The sequence below is a fragment of the Virgibacillus alimentarius genome, assembly GCF_000709085.1.
In the GTDB taxonomy this organism is placed as follows: Bacteria; Bacillota; Bacilli; order Bacillales; family Amphibacillaceae; genus Virgibacillus_B; species Virgibacillus_B alimentarius.
In genome coordinates, this window is record NZ_JFBD01000071.1 from 20,319 (window position 1) to 38,452 (window position 18,134).

Sequence of the window (18,134 nt, forward strand, 5' to 3'; positions counted from 1 at the left end):
CCCGCCAAATCCAAAAACGTCCTTCATTCTACATATTTATTTTCTTTTATATTATTTAAACTTGCATACGCATTATTTCATTATAGGCATCAATAACTTTTCGTTGAATTTGTACAGTTGTCTCAAGAGTAACACTTGCTTTTTGAGCAGCTATCATTACATCATGCAAATTATGAATTTCCCCCATAGCTAATGCTTCCGTCTTCTTATCCGACTCTTTTTGAGCATCGTTCACTTTATTTAGTGCTTTTTTCAATGTATTTGAAAAATCCAAACTTTGCGATGCCTCACGCAAGTATTTTGGTCTTGATGACGATGAAAGAGGTGATATTGGCTCTAATATATTGCTCGTTGTTAGATTCATTTTATACTACTCCTTGTTAATTATTTTCCAATTTCCAATGCTTTCATCAACATATTTTTACTAGCATTTAAAGCTGTTACATTCGCTTCATATGATCGTGTTGCACTCATTAAATCCACCATTTCTTTTAGTGGATCAACATTAGGGAGTTGTACATATCCCTCCTCATCAGCATCAGGATGTGCAGGCTGATATACATATTTAAAAGGAGTTTCATCTTCCATTATTTTGGATACTTCAACACCAGATCCCGCATTATAGTGAGTTCTAGTAGCTTTGTCTAATAATGATTGAAAGCTTTTATTCTTTGGTGTCACTACCGCCATTTTTCGTCTATAGGCCTCATATTCTCCATTCTCATTCATAGTGGCTCTAGTAGTCTGAGCATTAGCAATATTAGAAGAAATGATATCCATCCGTAATCTTCCTGCTGTTAATGCACTCGCGCTTGAGTTGAAAGCATTAAATATAGACAAAACTATTTACCTCCTCTAATCACTGTTTGTATTGTATGAAACTTGCCATTAAGTCTATCAACTAATCCTTGATAATAAATTTGGTTTTTTGCTAATTCAGCCATCTCTTTATCAATATCCACGTTATTTCCATTATGGTTGTAATTCGAATTCATTTTAGTAATTGTTTGAAACGAGCGACTTGCAGATCCGTTATCGAATGGCATATGTTTAGGATGGGTCCTTTTCATCTTAGAAGCGCTGTTCAATTCATCATTCAAAACATTCCTAAAAACAACATCTTTTGACTTATATCCTGGTGTGTCGATATTTGCAATGTTATTAGAAATTGTTTGATTTTTGACTGCTGAATAGTCTAGCGAGCCTTCTAGCATCCGTACGGTACTGCCAAATAAATCCACATGGATCACTCCTCTTTTTGTCCCATTCTATATAAGTCGAAATATGTATTTTACTACCAATTATTATAATTTATATGAGGATTAAAGTCTATCGAATTTGACAGATATTACCTTACTCACAAATATTTTATAAAAAAACGGGACTTTAAACCCATTAAAACACAAAAAAAGCTAACCTTATCGGCTAGCTTTTTTTCCTTATATATTACCTTGTACGTAATTTTTCTAATTCTACTAGGAATTTATCATTTAACACCTTGATATAAGTCCCCTTCATACCAAGTGAACGAGATTCGATTACACCAGCACTCTCTAATTTCCTTAATGCATTAACAATAACAGATCTTGTAATACCTACTCGATCAGCAATTTTACTTGCAACAAGCAAGCCTTCGTTACCATCTAATTCTTCGAAAATATGATCGATTGCTTCAAGCTCACTATATGACAAGGAGCTTATAGCCATTTGAACAACAGCCTTACTTCTTGCTTCCATTTCTATCTCTGCTGATTTTTCTTGTAATATTTCCATGCCAACAACGGTAGCACCATATTCTGCAAGAAGCAAGTCATCTTCATTAAACTCATCTGTTAACGTTCCTAGAATAAGAGTTCCTAAACGTTCGCCCCCGCCTATAATTGGCACGATTGTTGTTAAACCATTTTGAAATAGCTCACGATTTTCAACAGGAAAAACAGTATATTGACTGTCAATATCTAAATTCGCTGTTGTTTCTTGAATACTAAATAAACCTTTCGTGTATTCTTCAGGGAACCTTCTTTCTTCAAGCATGCTTTTCATTCGCTCGTTTTCTATTTCCTGATTAATAGCATATCCTAATAGTTTTCCCCTACGGCTTAAAATAAAAATATTTCCCTTGATAACATCCCTTAGTGTTGCAGACATATCGTTAAAATTCACTGATTTACCTGTAGTTGTTTGTAACATTGCATTAATTTTTCTTGCACGATTTAATAGTTCCATAAATGATCCTCCATTCAATATTCGAGATTATAATACGTTTTAATGTTCCTTTTCCCTTAGAGTATAAACTGACTTAAATCTTTATTTTTTACAATTGTACTTAATTTTTCATCTACATACGTTGGAGTAATTTCGATTGTCTCCATATTTATATCTGTTGCTTCAAATGACAAATCTTCCAATAACTTTTCTAATATTGTGTGAAGTCTGCGCGCACCAATATTATCAGTATCTTGATTTACTTCATATGCTATTTCTGCCAGTCTTTCTATAGCTTTGTCTGTAAAAACAACATTTATACCTTCTGTCTTTAATAACGCTTGATATTGTTTTAATAATGCATTGGAAGGTTCATTTAGTATTCGTTTAAAATCTTCTACAACTAGTTTTTCAAGTTCTACACGAATTGGAAACCGTCCCTGTAATTCTGGTATTAAATCAGAGGGCTTTGCCATATGAAAAGCACCAGCCGCTATAAATAGCATATGATCAGTTTTTACTGGACCATGTTTTGTAACGATTGTTGAACCTTCAACAATCGGTAAAACATCGCGTTGCACACCTTCTCGTGAAACATTCGCTGCATTTTCTTGCTTTGCTGCAACTTTATCAATCTCATCAATAAAGATAATTCCTGATTGTTCTGAGCGTTCTACAGCTTCTTGTACTACTTCTTCCATATCTATTAATTTTTGTGCTTCTTGTTGAGTTATAACTTTTCTTGCTTCAGATACTGGAAGTTTACGCTTTTTTTTCTTTTTAGGCATAAACTGACCTAAGGCATCCTGCATATTCATACCCATTTGTTCCATGCCCGACCCTTGGAGCATATCAAACATCGAAGGTGGAGATTCTTCTATTTCTACAGTGACTGTATGATCTTCTAATTCCCCAAGAGCTAATAAATGTTCCGTCCGCTTTCGTTTATTTTTTATCTCTTCATCTTTTTCAGTATCATTGTTTTCATCTTTATCATTGTCTTGGCTAGAAAATATCATTTCAAATGGGTTTTTAATGGAAGATTGATGTTTTTTAGCCTGGGGAACAAGTAATGTTACTAGCTTTTTATTTGCTTCAGTTTCAGCCTTGCTCATGACTTTACTCATCTTTTCTTCCTTCACCATTCGCATAGCCATTTCAACTAGATCACGAACCATTGATTCAACATCACGGCCAACATAACCAACTTCTGTAAATTTTGTTGCTTCTACTTTTACAAAAGGTGCACCAACCAATTTCGCTAACCTTCTTGCTATTTCTGTCTTTCCTACACCTGTTGGTCCGATCATTAGAATGTTTTTTGGGACAATCTCGTCCTTTATTGATTCATCAAGCTGCATTCGGCGATATCGGTTACGCAGGGCAACAGCAACTGATTTTTTTGCATCATGCTGACCAATGATATAGCGATCCAATTGTTCTACTATTTGTTTTGGAGTATAATTGATTGCCATCCTATTCAAAAACCTCCTTTTATTCAAGTACTTCTAAAGTTATATGATTATTCGTGTACACACATATCTCCCCAGCAATTTCTAATGCTGACTGGGCAATCTCTTTTGCAGTTAAATCATTCGAATGTTTCACCAATGCTCTGCCAGCACTTAAGGCGTAATTTCCGCCAGATCCGATCGCTAATATACCGTCATCTGGTTCTATTACTTCGCCTGTTCCGGATACCAAAAACATATTGTCTTTATTCATGACAATAAGCATCGCTTCCAGTTTGCGTAAAACCTTATCACTACGCCATTCTTGGGCTAACTCAACAGATGCTCTTGTTAAATTCCCATTAAATGTTTGTAATTTCCCTTCAAACTTTTCAAATAAAGTAAATGCATCTGCAACTGAACCAGCAAATCCTGCCAGAACTTGCCCATTAAATAATGTCCGTACTTTTTTTGCTTTATGTTTCATAACAACCGCGTTTCCTAAAGTAACCTGGCCATCTCCACTCATTGCGGCTTGCCCGTTATGCCTAATCGCAAAAATAGTTGTGGCATGCATTTGATTTGCCACATTTCTCACCTCTTTTAACCTGATTTTAATGATCATCAGTTGTTGCTCTTGGATGACTTTTCATATAGACACTTTTCAAACGATCCTTTGTTACATGTGTATAAATTTGTGTTGATGACAAGTTTTCATGACCTAATAATTCCTGCACAGACCGAATATCTGCACCCTCATTTAACATATGTGTCGCAAAAGTGTGTCGTAATTTATGTGGATTCACATGAATTGTCAATGCCGCTTTTTCCACCATTTTATTCAAAATTAGCCGAATTCCTCTTGCTGTTAAAGGATTCCCTCTGGCATTTAAAAAGACTGTGTTGGTCAACGAATGTGCTTTTTTCAATAGCTTCGTTCTGCCATCATTTATGTAAACTCTTAAGGCTTCTTCTGCGAAGTGTCCAAAGGGAATGTAGCGTTCTTTTCGTCCCTTTCCCTGCACATTTAATATGTTTAATGAAAAGTCAATATTTTCAAGCAGGAGACCCTGACATTCACTAACCCTCATACCTGTTGCATATAGTATTTCTAAAATAGCTTGATTTCTTTGACCGATTGGATCACTTAGGTCGTTAACCTTAAACAGTTTCTCCAACTCTTCCATATATATAAATTCCGGAATTGGTTTATCTGATTTTGGTAACGTTATTTGCATAAATGGATTTTTATTTACCTGATTTTCTCTTTCTAAAAATCGAAAAAAACTTCTCAAACTAGATATTTTTCTTGATACAGATCTCCTGCTCAATTGTTGATGATAAAGATCTGTTAGGAACAATCGTACAACATTATGATCAATATCATTTAAATTACTAATTCCTTCTTTTTCCAAAAACGCAAACATTATTTCCAGATCATTCAGATAATACTTAATGGTATATGGCGATGCGTTTTTTTCAATTTGCAAGTATTCAACAAAAGAATTATAATGATAAGTTCGATTATTCAAATCTACACCTCACTGAACAGCGAATAAATCATATCATACAATAAATCGTAAATCAATAAATTTAACAAAATTGTAACAAAATTCAGAAACAAGCATCGGATTGATATTGTATTGAGAAAATGGTGAACATCGCTGTGTAAAGGTTTTATACTTACCAAGGCGTAATTATATCTTTTATAGATTAAATAGTCAACCAACACAGTTCAACTATTTTAAAAACTTTCACTTCCTCCTTCAAAACCTCTTGTGTAAGCTTTCCTTCCCTATTTTGGTATCCTTATTATTTATGGACAACTTTTCAATTAAATATTCCTAATGCTTTAATTTCTGCTTTTGTTTCTACGGTTCCTAAGTCATAAATCCGGCGATATATAGTTAACAGATGATAATCATAGTTATTCCGCTCATCATCTGCTCCCCGTTCATTAAAAGGTTTTGCCAAATATTTCACAGTATTTTTTACATCATTGTCTTTTTCATCAAACAATTCTTTGATTTCATTCAATTCCTCTGGAGACGCGTAAATTTCATATTCTATCCCATCTTTTACCGAGGTTTCTCTTATATCATCCTTATCAACAGTAACAAAATAGCTTTTTCTCTCTGTCATGATAATAACCTCCTTCTGTAAAAGCTAATTCCCTTTTGTTCCCCTTTTAAAACTTTAGAAAGAATAAAATATTTCCACTAAAAAACTGCTCGTACCAACCACGAGCAGTTCAATGTTAACCTTGGGCTTCTTCTTTATAATCACAATTCGTACACTTTACTTGTGATTCTTTTTTAGTTTTCTTCTCGACTAATAATGATTCACATTTTGGACAAGACCTTGCTATTGGTTTATCCCATGATACAAAATCACACTCTGGGAAACGATCACACCCATAAAATTTGCGTTTCTTTTTTGACTTTCTTTCAACTACATTGCCTTCTTTACATTTAGGACATTTTATTCCAATTTCCTTTAAAATAGGCTTTGTGTTCCTGCAGTCTGGAAAGTTAGAACACGCTAAAAACTTGCCATATCGTCCCATTTTATAAACCATTTCATGCCCACATTTCTCACAATCAATCCCGGCAGGTTCGTCCCTGATTTCCACCTTCTCCATTTCCTCTTCAGCAACTTCCAAACGTTTTTGAAAGTCTTGATAAAAATCATCTATTACTTTAATCCATTCTGATTTTCCTTCTTCAATAGAGTCTAAGTCACTCTCCATTTTACTAGTAAAGCCAACATCAATAATTTCCGGAAAAAATTCATTAACCATATTGACTACAATCGTACCTAATTCAGTAGGAATAAAACGTTTATTATCAATACTTACATAACCCCTGCGCTGAATGGTGTCCAAAGTAGGTGCGTATGTTGAAGGACGCCCAATCCCCTTCTCTTCCATGGTTCGTACTAATCGAGCTTCTGTATATCGAGGTGGTGGCTGCGTAAAATGCTGGTTTGGAGTAATCTCTTTCGCATCCACAATTTCTCCTTCTTCTAAATTAGGTAAATATTTATTTTCATCCTTTTTCTTATCATCAGTTCCTTCAACATATACCTTCATAAAACCGCTGAATTTAATTTTAGAACCAGTTGCCCGAAATTCAACTCCATTATTTTCTAAATGGGCTGTTATCGTATCCATAATTGCTGGAGCCATTTGACTTGCTAAAAATCGTTCATAAATTAATTTATATAAGCGAAATTGATCACGAGACAAAACTTCCTTTAGTGATTTTGGATCTCTAATCGTAGAAGTAGGACGGATAGCCTCATGAGCATCTTGTGTGCCTTCTTTTTTATTTCCAGATCCTTTTTGAATTCCTAAATATTTTTCACCAAACTGTTCTTTAATATATGCCTTCGCCTCTTCTTTTGCAGTATTTGATATTCGGGTTGAGTCTGTACGCATGTATGTTATTAAACCAGTAATCCCACCCGCCTTTTTCCCAAGATCAATACCTTCATATAGTTGTTGGGCAACCATCATTGTTTTTCTAGCTCTAAAGTTAAGCTTTCGGGCTGCCTCCTGTTGTAAAGAAGAAGTTGTAAATGATTTGGCTGGATTTCTTCTCCGTTCTCTTTTATTCACTTTACGAATTGTAAATTTTTTGTCTTTTAATTTATCAAGAACTTGTTTTACTTCCTTTTCATTTTTCAATTCTGCTTTCTTGCCATCAATTCCATAAAAGGAACCTTCAAAGTTACTTTTCCCCTTTTGAAAATTCGCTTCTATCGACCAATATTCCTCCGGTTTAAAATTTTCTATTTCGTTTTCCCGGTCAATGATCATTTTTAATGCAACCGATTGAACTCGTCCAGCACTTAACCCTTTTTTTATTTTCTTCCATAGTAAAGGACTGATGTTATAACCGACCAAACGATCTAGAACCCGTCTAGCTTGCTGCGCATCAACTAAATCCATATCAATGGACCTTGGATGTTTAAAAGATTCTTTAATAGCATCTTTTGTTATTTCATTAAATACGACACGACAGTTCGAATCTTCATCTACATTAAGTGCATATGCTAGGTGCCATGCAATAGCTTCCCCTTCTCTATCAGGGTCGGCTGCTAAATATATTTTTTTTGCTTTTTTCGCTGCTTTTTTCAAATCTTTTAATACATCGCCTTTACCGCGAATGGTAATATATTTGGGTTTATATGATTCCTCAACATTTACGCCCATTTGACTTTTAGGTAAATCACGAACGTGTCCCATTGATGCTTTCACTTTATATTTTTTTCCTAAATAACGTTCAATTGTTTTCGCTTTTGCAGGCGATTCAACAATCACAAGATAATCTGACATATTTATTTCCTCCTACAGTGAGGTACAAATTCTAGAATTTAAAATCTTCACTAATATTAAATATATACTACCTTTTTGTCAAACATACTGTAAAAAAAGGGCTTTCATTTATATATATCACTGAGAGAAAAAATTGCTGCCAATTGTTTCCCAGTCTTCCTGTATATCCTCAACAGTTTGAACAAGTTTAGCTCCATCTTGAATCATTTGATGGCATCCTTTCGTTTGAGGTATAAGTGGTGATCCAGGTACAGCATATACTTCTCTTCCTTGATCAAGGGCTTGATCTACCGTAATCAATGTACCACTTCTTTCAGTAGCTTCAATTACTAAAGTCCCAAAACTCAACCCACTAATTATTCGATTTCTTTCAGGGAAGTGGTACCGCTTTGGAGGGACGTTAGGGGGGTATTCTGATAGTACCAATCCTTTTTCTGCGATTTGATTAAATAACGTAAAATTTTGTTTCGGATAAATATGATTAAACCCACCGCCTAAAACAGCAATCGTCTTCCCTGTATAACTTAATGCTAATTTATGCGCATAACTATCGATCCCCTTAGCCATCCCACTTACTATAACCCAATCTTTTTCAACCAATGGCTTTACGATGAGTTTCATTTTTAGCAATGCTTCTGTGGATGGATTTCTCGTTCCAATTACACTAAGTACAGGTGAATGCTGTAACAATAAGGGGTTTCCTTTAGCATAAAGCACAAATGGTGGATCTTTAATAGGTTTTAACACATGTGGATAGTTTTCGTCAACTATTGTTATGATCGTATATTGATTTACATCCTGTTTTATTTGTTTTTTTAATGCATCATTACGTAGATCTTTATAAAAGGTAATAGCATTTTTCATAGAGAGTAATAAAAGCCTGCTAAGCTGAGCGGGGCGCAATTCATAAACTCGTTTAAAAGTGGGGTCGTCATGAAGGATCCTCTGAATTGTTTTTCGTGTAATACCACGGCATCTATGAATATGTATGAGCCGATTTCGAATAGATTGCAATAAATCACTTCCTCTTGTTCATTTTTAAGAAAAGAACCCAAAAGTGTCAATACTTTCGGGTCCTTTTCATTTAAAGTGTTTTGCATTTCTCTTGCAAGTTATTTTCTTTCAGAACCTCAATCATCGTTTCACCCATCTCAGCAGGTGTTTTAGCTACTTTAATACCGCACTCTTTCATGACGCGATTTTTTGCTTCTGCAGTACCTTCTCCTCCAGAAATAATCGCTCCAGCATGTCCCATACGTTTTCCTGGAGGTGCAGTAGCTCCGCCAATAAAGCCTACTACTGGTTTGGTCATGTTAGCCTTTACCCATTCGGCAGCTTCTTCTTCAGCAGTACCACCAATCTCACCAATCATAATAACTGCATATGTTTCCGGATCCTCATTAAAAGCTTTTAAAACGTCGATGAAATTGGTTCCATTAACTGGATCGCCACCGATACCTACAGCTGATGTTTGGCCATAACCAGCTTCAGTCAATTGATGTACTGCCTCATACGTCAATGTACCAGAACGAGAAACTACTCCAATATGGCCTTTTTTATGAATATATCCTGGCATAATACCAATTTTAGACTCGTCTGCTGTAATAACACCAGGACAGTTAGGACCTATCAAACGTGTCTTTTTGCCTTCCATATAACGTTTTACTTTTACCATATCCATAACTGGGATATGTTCTGTAATACAAATTGCAAGATCTAATTCTGCGTCTACAGCTTCAAGGATTGCATCTGCTGCAAATGGGGCAGGTACATAAATGACAGATGCTGTAGCTCCAGTTTCCTCCACTGCTTCTTGAACCGTATTAAAAACCGGTACACCTTCAACTTCAGTGCCACCTTTTTTAGGTGTTACACCACCAACGATTTTTGTGCCATACTCAAGCATTTGTTTTGTATGGAATCTAGCTGTGCCACCAGTAATTCCTTGGACAATTACTTTTGTATCTTTGTCAACATATACACTCATTTTCGTCCGTCCTTTCTATACAAACCTAAATACATTGCAATAGTTAATTAAAAGTCTTCATAAATGTATTCTTTTTTTTATAGGTGAAAAAATATTTGTTATTTAACCATTGAAACAATTTTTTGCGCGCCGTCTGCCATGGAATCTGCAGATGTTATATTTAATCCTGATTCATTTAAAATGTTCTTACCTAACTCGACATTAGTTCCTTCTAAACGAACAACAAGAGGTATTTCTAATCCAACTTGTTTTGTAGCTTCTACAACACCCTCAGCTATAACATCACACTTCATAATTCCTCCGAAGATGTTTACAAAAATACCTTTAACATTGGAATCGGACAAGATAATTTTAAATGCTTCTGTTACTTTTTCAGCTGTTGCTCCGCCCCCAACATCAAGGAAGTTCGCCGGATCTCCGCCGTAATGCTTAATAATATCCATTGTGGACATAGCAAGACCAGCACCATTCACCATGCAGCCAATATTTCCGTCTAGAGAAATATAACTTAAATCATGTTTTGAAGCTTCGATTTCCTTCTCATCTTCTTCGCTTAAATCACGCAAATCCATTATATCTTTATTTCGAAATAATGCGTTGTCATCAAAATTCAACTTAGCATCTAGAGCCATTACTTCGCCATCACCAGTTGTAACAAGCGGATTAATTTCTGCAATTGAGCAGTCTTTCTCAACAAATGTACGATAAAGCCCCATCATAAATTTAACAGCTTTACCGATTAGCTCATCAGGAATATTAATATTAAATGCTAAGCGCCGAGCTTGATATCCAGCTAAACCTACAATTGGATCAATTTCTTCTTTGAAAATCTTCTCCGGTGTTTCAGCAGCAACTTCCTCTATTTCAGTACCACCTTCTTCGGATGCCATCATTACAACTCGAGAAGTAGCACGGTCTAGTACAAGACCAATGTAATATTCTTTTTTAATGTCACATCCTTCTTCAATAAGAAGACGTTTAACTTCTTTACCTTCTGGACCAGTTTGATGCGTAACTAGTGTTTTACCTAGGATTTCTTCAGCATATGTACGCACTTCATCTAAATTTTTTGCGACCTTTACCCCGCCGGCTTTTCCTCTGCCACCAGCATGGATTTGTGCTTTAACGACTGTAACAGAACTTCCTAATTTTTCTGCAGCCTCTACAGCTTCGTCTACTGTATATGCAACATGACCATTAGGAACTTTTACGTCATAGTTTCGCAAAATATCTTTACTTTGATACTCATGAATGTTCATCCTTTATCCTCCCATCAAAATTTCAATGCATAACTATTGTATTAAAAATCTACAAATTTCACAACAATTTGCGCTAATCCATGTTAAAGTGACATCATCTAACAATAAAGTATGTCATTTTAGTCTTTTTTGTCTGCTTGAATCGATTGATCTATGCGATAAATAAATGAAAAAACTTCTGCTACTGCCTGATATAATTCTTCAGGTATCGTTTCATTTATATTTAAATCAGATAGAAGTTCAACTAAAGTTACATCTTCTAATAGAGGTATATTATTTTTTTTTGCCCTTTCAATAATTGTACTTGCAACAAGTCCTTTACCTTTAGCTGAAACTTTTGGTGCATATTGCTGATCCCGATTATATTGGAGGGCAACAGCTTTTTTTGTCCGATATTCACTCATATTCGAACATCGACTCCCCTATCGTTTTGTTGGCGGTTTAAAAAAGAACAGTTGGATTTTGACTTATCAATTGCATTTAATGACTTCATAGAAATCGTTGTTAGATGGTAATTTATCCCTGCAAGTCCTTCTTTTAAAACCGACTGCAAAAACTTGGTGCTATGTTTTAAATCGGTATGGTTATTATAAACCGTAATTGCTACCAAGCGATTTTGGACATGCATATCAATAATCGTCTCTTTCATATTCATTAAATCTAAATAAAAAAATATTCGACAGTGATCTGGATTGATCCTATTATTTTCGCTTTTGTCCCCTTCGATATCCAAAAATAAATCGCCGTTTAACCCAATACTCTCTCCTGGAAATTGCAAACTTGCTTGAATAGTACTATTTGTTTCGCTAACTGACTGCAATTGCATTCCATTTATAAAGTTTAAAAAGTGCCTGAAACGTTTTTGTCTCTGTCCATTCTCTTCCTGCAGCACTTGGATGAGCAACGACTTCATCGTACTAATTTGTTGTTCGGTTGCATCCTGTTTGATCAGGTTTTCATGTGATAAACCAATTGAATTCAGTATTAGCTTTAATTGGCTTAAAAATTGCTCTCTAGTTTCCGATCTTAAAAACTGTTCAACTGTAAGGTAAGTTTGCTCATTAGACAAAGCTTGTAAATTTGTATAAAGGTTTTGAAGAGCTACTGGGTTATTATGTAAACTTTTTAAAAGTGTAATCTGCTGTCCCTTTGAGATTAAAGGAATGAAGTCTCGAATGATTCGTTTTTTTAATTTAGCATATTCTTGTCCTTGCAATGAAAGATTAGTGACAATAGCTTTATTCAACGAGTTTCCAAAAGCATTAATGATCTGTTGGGCCACGCTCCTTATACGTGAATGATTTACTAGTAGCTTCTCAAGTATTTTGATTAGAAGCGTTTCATTTATCTTATTGGGCAGGCTTACATTTGCTAAATTTCGATTCGCTATACTAGAGGGGGTTAAATTGTTTTCTCGTAGAAAAGATGTCCACTCTGATTTCCAAGCTGAAAATGTTACAGTTGAATCAATTAAACCGGCTGCTTTTAACAAATTTAAAAAATGCGGATGATTATTCTTAATTTCCGCAGCAATATGACCAATCAGCATATTCTTTGTTTTTAGCGGGGGATCAATTATGTTCTCAAGCATATTTTTGATCTTTTGATATGATGGTTTTTGATTCGTCTCTTTTTGGAGATGTTGTAATAAAGGTCTTATCTGTTCAGTAAAAGTTGCAATTTTTAATGTGTATAACGCATTAAAAACAGGCTCTGTAACAGGAATACGACGAGCAATCATTGCTTGTAGAACTTGCTGAGCTTGGAGCCTATGTTTAGAGCTTTCTATTAGCTGTAAAGCTTTTATCAATTGGTCTTTTCGAAAGGGAATGTTTTTAGTAATCAACTCCTGGATGAATCCCATTGACGTTTTTGTTGCCTTTACCCCAAATTGACTCATTAGATGCTGCACGTTGGTTTGTATACCGGCCTTTAATGGCTCACCAAGCACTTTTAGTCGAACTGCACCTTCAGCTGACTTCACCTGAAAAAGATATTTTTTTCCAGTGGTTAATGAGGCTTCTAATTGAGCTGTCATTTTTTGAGATCCAAGTTGTATATGAGCTTTATTATCTTGAAATATTTTTAAAATTTTACCTTGTACAATCTGTTCAGTCCTCAGAGTGTATTGTTCACTTTTTTGATTAATAGCTGATAAAACTTTTTTGGAGAAAACATTATATATACCCAATTAGAATCACCTCCAACCTTTACATTTATTCTCCCAAGCTTTTACTTTCACTAATCACTTGCCGGACTGGTGCATATGATATTCTATGATAAGGAGTTAGCCCGTTCTCAAATAATATCTTTAGGTGATGCTTTGTTCCATACCCCATATTGGAAGAGAATTCATACGCTGGATACTCTTTATGTATATCTTCCATGATACGGTCTCTTGTGACCTTCGCTAAAATACTAGCAGCTGCTACCGTTATACTTTTTTGATCTCCTTTGATAAGTACTTCAGTTGTACAAGGTAAAGGAGATAGTTCTACAGCATCAATCAATAAATGATTTGGTTTTGGTTTTAATTGTTGAAACGCATCAAACATCGCATATTTTGTTGCTTCAAAAATATTCATTTGATCGATTTTTTGATTGTCTATAATAGAAATACCATAACTAATGGCTTGCTCCTTAATAGTATTAAAAAACATATCACGTTTTGTTTTCGTTAATTGTTTTGAGTCATTTAAGCCAAGTAATTTAAAATTAGGAGGTAAAATAACAGCGGCAGCCACAACTGGTCCTGCCAACGGCCCCCGTCCCGCTTCATCTATCCCCGCTACTAATGTATTTCCCTTCGCATAGTTTTGGCGTTCATATAATGACATTTCCATAAATTTTTTCTCTAATGCTTCTTCTTGTTGTCTCCTCTTCTCATAGCTCTTAATTAGCTTTTGGACTCCTTTACGTTTATCCGACCTTAAAACCTCTATCCACTCTTCTTTCATTTCTCCTTGATCAAATAATTGTTTTAGTTCTAAAATTGATTTTTTTTGCATGGTTGCTTCTACCTCGTTCTCTATCTTATTATCGGCTGGACTTTGTCTTTTTTGAAGTGTTTTAAAAAATGAGACATCCATCCTTTACGATGCATGTCTCCAGTACTAGATGGATTCTAATGTTATTTTGCCAAGCCTACCTGTACGCAGATCATTTAGCACGATATCAGACACCTTATCAAAATTGACATTTCCGCCACTTTCCAAAGCTCCTCTTTGTTTGCCAATTGCAACGAAAATCTCCCACATATCCTCCATTTCTCGATCAATAGCGTATCGTTCTTCCAATAAGCTAGGATAATGTTCTTGGATATATTTAATGACAAAGGCAACGACATCTTGTAATGGCAATAATTGATCTTTTATTGTTCCAATTGCGGCTAAACGATAACCAACATGCTCATCTTCGAATTTCGGCCATAAAATTCCAGGCGTGTCCAGCAAGTCAAAATCATTCTTTACTTTAATCCATAACTGTTGTTTGGTAATTCCTGGCTTGTCACCAGTTTTAGCAATTTTTTTATTTGCCAATTTATTTATTAAAGTGGATTTACCAACATTCGGTATTCCAATAATCATTGCACGCGCAGGTCTTGGCTGAATTCCTTTTTTAATGAGCTTATTCATTTTTTCCTGACCTAGTTCTTTTCCTGTTTGGATGATATATTTTATGTCCTCTTTATCGTTGGCATTTACCGCAATTGCTGGTATGTTTTTTTCTTTAAAATAAGTTATCCATTTTTTTGTTTCTCGGGTATCTGCTAAATCTTTTTTCATTAAGACAATCATCTTCGGTTTATTTTGTAAAACTTGCTTAAGCATAGGATTTTGTGATGATAATGGAGCTCGTGCATCCACTAATTCCATAACAAAATCCACAAGCTTTAATTTTTCCTCTACTTCTCGTTTAGCTTTCGCCATATGTCCGGGAAACCATTGAATAGACATAATCTCACCCTTCCCTATTTATAGTTGTATTTACATAAGTTATTGTCAGCCTTGATTATTCATTTGCACCTAGTATTTTTTTTCGATCAAAAGGCCAGTAAATTAGGCTTGTCTTTCCTACAACTTGATCCATCGACACCACACCAAACATTCTGCTATCTGTTGAATTTTCTCGATTATCCCCGAGAACAAGCACATGATCTTCTGGAATTGTCTCATAACCACCAGGGAGGTCTTCCAATTTAAAATCATTTGTTAACGTTTGATATGACTTTATTTTATTTTTTTGATCTTTTAAGAAAGGTTCTTCCACTTCTTCACCGTCAATATACAGCACATTATCCTTTACCTGTACATGTTCACCAGGTAAACCAATCACTCGTTTGATAAAATCCTTTTGAACGGAAGCGTGAAATACGACAATATCAAAGCGTTCTGGTTCGCTTATGCGGTAGTTAAATTTATTTACAATCATCTGATCCCGATCATGAAGCGTTGGTAGCATGGAAGGTCCATCTACGATAATTGGGGCAAAAAAGAACATCCGAATAATAAATGCTAATGCAAAAGCGATTAATATAGCTTTTATCCAATCAAACCAATCACTCTTCCGTTTAGCCATGTGATTCCCATCCTTCACTGCTGAGATTTTATTACTATGTTAAAAAGCAAAAAGGAGCTTGTCAATGTAGGCAAGCTCCTTTCCATAACGATTTTATTAGCGACGTTCTTTAATTCGTGCTGCTTTTCCACGCAGATTGCGAAGATAGTATAGTTTAGCACGGCGAACACTACCGCGTCTAACAACTTCAATTTTTGCAACTCGAGGTGAATGTACCGGGAACGTTCTCTCAACACCTACACCGTAAGAAAGTTTTCTTACTGTAAATGTTTCACTGATTCCTCCGTTTTGACGTTTGATAACTACGCCTTCAAAAATCTGTATACGCTCACGGCTACCTTCTACAACTTTCGCATGAACTTTTACCGTGTCACCTGGTCTGAAATCAGGATGGTCCGTACGTAATTGATCTTTTGTGATATCTTCAAGAATTTTTTGCATTTTACTTCACTCCTTCCAAACCAATGCTCTTATCTTTTACCCGATAGCGGAACATCGTTTATACAGCTTATAGCCAAGGCTAAAGCACATCAATAAATATACCATATTGAGCCACTGACTTCAATATATTTAACAGGAATTTTTAATCCTGATTTTTTTTAATCTCATCTAATAATATTTGATCTTCTTCTGATAAATCCAAGTTGTAAAACAACTCTCCTCTTCGATTATATGTTCTTCTGAAAGATTCTCTCCTTCGCCAATTTTCGATATGAGCATGATTTCCGGATAGTAAAACATCTGGGACTTTCATTCCTCTAAAATCAGCTGGACGAGTATAATGCGGATGCTCTAACAATCCTGTAGAAAATGAATCTTCAGGAGCTGAAGCAGTATTACCCAGTACATCCGGAAGAAGTCGAACAACACTATCAACTACAACTGCCGCTCCAAGTTCACCGCCAGTTAGTACATAATCCCCAATGGATATTTCATCTGTAACAAGATGTTCTCTGATCCTTTCATCATACCCCTCATAATGACCACAAATAAATACGAGATGATCTTCCCTCGCTAATTCTTCTGCTTTTTTCTGTGTATATAATTCACCTTGCGGGCACATCAATATGATGCGCGGCCTCTCTTGTTGCTCATTTGTGACCGCTTCTACTGCATCAAAAATCGGCTGTGCAGCTAAAACCATTCCTGCACCGCCTCCATATGGATAATCATCTACTTTTTTATGTTTGTTCGCTGCGTACTCTCGAAAGTCGATGAGATTACAACTGAGTTTTTCTTTTTCTTGTGCTCTTTTTAAAATGGAAGTATTGAACATGCCTGAAAGCATGTCCGGGAATAGCGTTAATATATCAATATGCATTAATCAAACAGTCCTTCCATTGGCTTAATAATTACTTTTTTTGCTGGGACATCTACTTCAATAACAACATCATCAATATAAGGAATTAAGATATCTTTACCTATTTCTTGTTTAACAACCCATACATCATTGGCTCCTGGTGATAAAATTTCAGAAATTTCTCCTATTTTTTCACCAGTATCTGTAAAAACTGTATTTCCAATAATTTCATGGTAGTAGTATTCGCCTTCTTCCAATTCAGTTAATTGTTTTTCGGTAATCTTCAAATACATTCCTTTAAAAGGCGCAACGTCGTTAATCGAATCATAGCCTTTAAAATGCATTAGCTCAAAGCCCTTATGGTTGCGATGGCCATCTATAACAAGCGGAATAGGATTTTCATTCTCTTCTACTGCATATAATGTTTCACCTACATTAAACCGTTCATCAAAGTCACTGATCCGCTTTACTTTTACTTCCCCTTGAATTCCATGTGTATTTATAATTTTTCCTACACTAAACATATTCATGTTCACTTTATCACCTGCTATTTTTCAATTCGAATAACGGTTTGGTCTTTAATAACTATTGCCTGTTCTCCCATAATGTCATCCCAATGCGATCCTTCCTTAACTTCAACAAGAGCTTCAACTTCTCCTTCTATAATTTCATTTCCTAATTCCAGCGTGTCCAATTGTTCAATCTTAAAGTCAACTAATTTTATTTTTTCTTTACGATTAGCTACTTCTTGCTGGAAACGCTTATCTATCTCTATATTAGGTATTCCCGTCTTATTTTTTAATTTTTTTTGTTCAAATAATAATTGTTGACACTCTTGTTCAAGCCGCATTTTCGACTTTAAAAATTTTGTATGTAGCTCAGCTTTGCTTTTCTCTGTGAGAATTTGCTTAATTTGTACTTTTTTGATTATTTGCATGTATTTTCCTCTCTCCCACTAAAAACCACTAAATATTTAACAGGTACATGTACAGAGATTATAAATAATTGTAAAAAA

At 35.2% G+C, this 18,134-nt stretch carries 21 protein-coding genes; all 21 read right to left on the reverse strand.

Annotated features, from left to right (window positions below):
• Nucleotides 1-55 precede the first annotated feature (55 nt).
• Complete coding sequence (fliE, locus tag GZ63_RS0111720) at nt 56-364, reverse strand: flagellar hook-basal body complex protein FliE (protein ID WP_029269757.1); 309 nt, start codon at nt 362-364, stop codon at nt 56-58.
• Nucleotides 365-384: 20 nt separating this feature from the next.
• Nucleotides 385-840: a flagellar basal body rod protein FlgC gene (gene flgC, locus GZ63_RS0111725; RefSeq protein WP_029269759.1), complete on the reverse strand. Its 456-nt coding sequence runs from the start codon at nt 838-840 to the stop codon at nt 385-387.
• Between the two features lie 2 nt (nt 841-842).
• On the reverse strand, nt 843-1,241 hold the full coding sequence (gene flgB / locus GZ63_RS0111730; RefSeq protein ID WP_029269761.1) for a flagellar basal body rod protein FlgB: 399 nt from the start codon (nt 1,239-1,241) through the stop codon (nt 843-845).
• Between the two features lie 205 nt (nt 1,242-1,446).
• A complete protein-coding gene (gene codY / locus GZ63_RS0111735; protein WP_029269763.1) occupies nt 1,447-2,226 on the reverse strand; it encodes a GTP-sensing pleiotropic transcriptional regulator CodY in 780 nt (259 codons plus the stop codon).
• A 56-nt stretch (nt 2,227-2,282) separates the two neighbouring features.
• Entirely contained in the window at nt 2,283-3,680 is a 1,398-nt protein-coding gene (hslU, locus tag GZ63_RS0111740; RefSeq protein WP_029269766.1) for an HslU--HslV peptidase ATPase subunit, read from the reverse strand.
• 19 nt (nt 3,681-3,699) lie between these two features.
• On the reverse strand, nt 3,700-4,245 hold the full coding sequence (hslV, locus tag GZ63_RS0111745) for an ATP-dependent protease subunit HslV (RefSeq protein WP_318842382.1): 546 nt from the start codon (nt 4,243-4,245) through the stop codon (nt 3,700-3,702).
• Between the two features lie 25 nt (nt 4,246-4,270).
• On the reverse strand, nt 4,271-5,188 hold the full coding sequence (gene xerC, locus GZ63_RS0111750; RefSeq protein WP_029269770.1) for a tyrosine recombinase XerC: 918 nt from the start codon (nt 5,186-5,188) through the stop codon (nt 4,271-4,273).
• A 298-nt stretch (nt 5,189-5,486) separates the two neighbouring features.
• Nucleotides 5,487-5,798 carry a hypothetical protein gene (locus GZ63_RS0111755; protein ID WP_029269772.1) on the reverse strand — a complete coding sequence of 104 codons (312 nt, stop codon included), beginning with the start codon at nt 5,796-5,798 and terminating at the stop codon, nt 5,487-5,489.
• Nucleotides 5,799-5,913: 115 nt separating this feature from the next.
• Complete coding sequence (gene topA / locus GZ63_RS0111760) at nt 5,914-7,995, reverse strand: type I DNA topoisomerase (RefSeq protein ID WP_029269775.1); 2,082 nt, start codon at nt 7,993-7,995, stop codon at nt 5,914-5,916.
• Nucleotides 7,996-8,112: 117 nt separating this feature from the next.
• A complete protein-coding gene (gene dprA / locus GZ63_RS0111765) occupies nt 8,113-9,009 on the reverse strand; it encodes a DNA-processing protein DprA (protein ID WP_029269777.1) in 897 nt (298 codons plus the stop codon).
• A gap of 70 nt (nt 9,010-9,079) precedes the next feature.
• Nucleotides 9,080-9,982 carry a succinate--CoA ligase subunit alpha gene (sucD, locus tag GZ63_RS0111770; protein WP_029269779.1) on the reverse strand — a complete coding sequence of 301 codons (903 nt, stop codon included), beginning with the start codon at nt 9,980-9,982 and terminating at the stop codon, nt 9,080-9,082.
• Nucleotides 9,983-10,080: 98 nt separating this feature from the next.
• Nucleotides 10,081-11,241 (reverse strand): ADP-forming succinate--CoA ligase subunit beta, encoded by a 1,161-nt coding sequence (sucC, locus tag GZ63_RS0111775; protein ID WP_029269781.1) that lies wholly within the window; start codon nt 11,239-11,241, stop codon nt 10,081-10,083.
• A 119-nt stretch (nt 11,242-11,360) separates the two neighbouring features.
• Nucleotides 11,361-11,645 (reverse strand): EscU/YscU/HrcU family type III secretion system export apparatus switch protein, encoded by a 285-nt coding sequence (locus tag GZ63_RS0111780; RefSeq protein ID WP_029269783.1) that lies wholly within the window; start codon nt 11,643-11,645, stop codon nt 11,361-11,363.
• The gene (locus GZ63_RS0111785; RefSeq protein ID WP_029269785.1) at nt 11,642-13,432 is read right to left on the reverse strand and encodes a hypothetical protein; all 1,791 of its coding nucleotides are present in this window, start codon (nt 13,430-13,432) and stop codon (nt 11,642-11,644) included. The genes GZ63_RS0111780 and GZ63_RS0111785 overlap by 4 nt, the downstream gene beginning before the upstream one ends.
• 25 nt (nt 13,433-13,457) lie before the next feature.
• A complete protein-coding gene (locus tag GZ63_RS0111790; RefSeq protein WP_029269787.1) occupies nt 13,458-14,249 on the reverse strand; it encodes a ribonuclease HII in 792 nt (263 codons plus the stop codon).
• Between the two features lie 105 nt (nt 14,250-14,354).
• On the reverse strand, nt 14,355-15,197 hold the full coding sequence (gene ylqF, locus GZ63_RS0111795; protein ID WP_029269789.1) for a ribosome biogenesis GTPase YlqF: 843 nt from the start codon (nt 15,195-15,197) through the stop codon (nt 14,355-14,357).
• A 55-nt stretch (nt 15,198-15,252) separates the two neighbouring features.
• Nucleotides 15,253-15,819 carry a signal peptidase I gene (gene lepB, locus GZ63_RS0111800; RefSeq protein WP_029269791.1) on the reverse strand — a complete coding sequence of 189 codons (567 nt, stop codon included), beginning with the start codon at nt 15,817-15,819 and terminating at the stop codon, nt 15,253-15,255.
• 96 nt (nt 15,820-15,915) lie between these two features.
• The gene (gene rplS / locus GZ63_RS0111805; protein WP_029269794.1) at nt 15,916-16,260 is read right to left on the reverse strand and encodes a 50S ribosomal protein L19; all 345 of its coding nucleotides are present in this window, start codon (nt 16,258-16,260) and stop codon (nt 15,916-15,918) included.
• Between the two features lie 142 nt (nt 16,261-16,402).
• Nucleotides 16,403-17,140 carry a tRNA (guanosine(37)-N1)-methyltransferase TrmD gene (gene trmD / locus GZ63_RS0111810; RefSeq protein WP_029269796.1) on the reverse strand — a complete coding sequence of 246 codons (738 nt, stop codon included), beginning with the start codon at nt 17,138-17,140 and terminating at the stop codon, nt 16,403-16,405.
• A complete protein-coding gene (gene rimM / locus GZ63_RS0111815; protein ID WP_029269798.1) occupies nt 17,140-17,649 on the reverse strand; it encodes a ribosome maturation factor RimM in 510 nt (169 codons plus the stop codon). The genes trmD and rimM overlap by 1 nt, the downstream gene beginning before the upstream one ends.
• 17 nt (nt 17,650-17,666) lie before the next feature.
• Nucleotides 17,667-18,056, reverse strand: a complete 390-nt coding sequence (locus GZ63_RS0111820; RefSeq protein ID WP_029269800.1) for a YlqD family protein — start codon at nt 18,054-18,056, stop codon at nt 17,667-17,669.
• Nucleotides 18,057-18,134 lie beyond the last annotated feature (78 nt).

Excerpts from the sequence above, each read along its gene's own strand:
- fliE (WP_029269757.1), bottom strand. The coding sequence starts at position 364 with ATGAATCTAACAACGAGCAATATATTAGAGCCAATATCACCTCTTTCA.
- codY (WP_029269763.1), bottom strand. The coding sequence starts at position 2,226 with ATGGAACTATTAAATCGTGCAAGAAAAATTAATGCAATGTTACAAACA.
- hslU (WP_029269766.1), bottom strand. The coding sequence starts at position 3,680 with ATGGCAATCAATTATACTCCAAAACAAATAGTAGAACAATTGGATCGC.
- GZ63_RS0111755 (WP_029269772.1), bottom strand. The coding sequence starts at position 5,798 with ATGACAGAGAGAAAAAGCTATTTTGTTACTGTTGATAAGGATGATATA.
- topA (WP_029269775.1), bottom strand. The coding sequence starts at position 7,995 with ATGTCAGATTATCTTGTGATTGTTGAATCGCCTGCAAAAGCGAAAACA.
- sucD (WP_029269779.1), bottom strand. The coding sequence starts at position 9,982 with ATGAGTGTATATGTTGACAAAGATACAAAAGTAATTGTCCAAGGAATT.
- sucC (WP_029269781.1), bottom strand. The coding sequence starts at position 11,241 with ATGAACATTCATGAGTATCAAAGTAAAGATATTTTGCGAAACTATGAC.
- GZ63_RS0111780 (WP_029269783.1), bottom strand. The coding sequence starts at position 11,645 with ATGAGTGAATATCGGACAAAAAAAGCTGTTGCCCTCCAATATAATCGG.
- GZ63_RS0111790 (WP_029269787.1), bottom strand. The coding sequence starts at position 14,249 with ATGCAAAAAAAATCAATTTTAGAACTAAAACAATTATTTGATCAAGGA.
- ylqF (WP_029269789.1), bottom strand. The coding sequence starts at position 15,197 with ATGTCTATTCAATGGTTTCCCGGACATATGGCGAAAGCTAAACGAGAA.
- lepB (WP_029269791.1), bottom strand. The coding sequence starts at position 15,819 with ATGGCTAAACGGAAGAGTGATTGGTTTGATTGGATAAAAGCTATATTA.
- rplS (WP_029269794.1), bottom strand. The coding sequence starts at position 16,260 with ATGCAAAAAATTCTTGAAGATATCACAAAAGATCAATTACGTACGGAC.
- trmD (WP_029269796.1), bottom strand. The coding sequence starts at position 17,140 with ATGCATATTGATATATTAACGCTATTCCCGGACATGCTTTCAGGCATG.
- rimM (WP_029269798.1), bottom strand. The coding sequence starts at position 17,649 with ATGAATATGTTTAGTGTAGGAAAAATTATAAATACACATGGAATTCAA.
- GZ63_RS0111820 (WP_029269800.1), bottom strand. The coding sequence starts at position 18,056 with ATGCAAATAATCAAAAAAGTACAAATTAAGCAAATTCTCACAGAGAAA.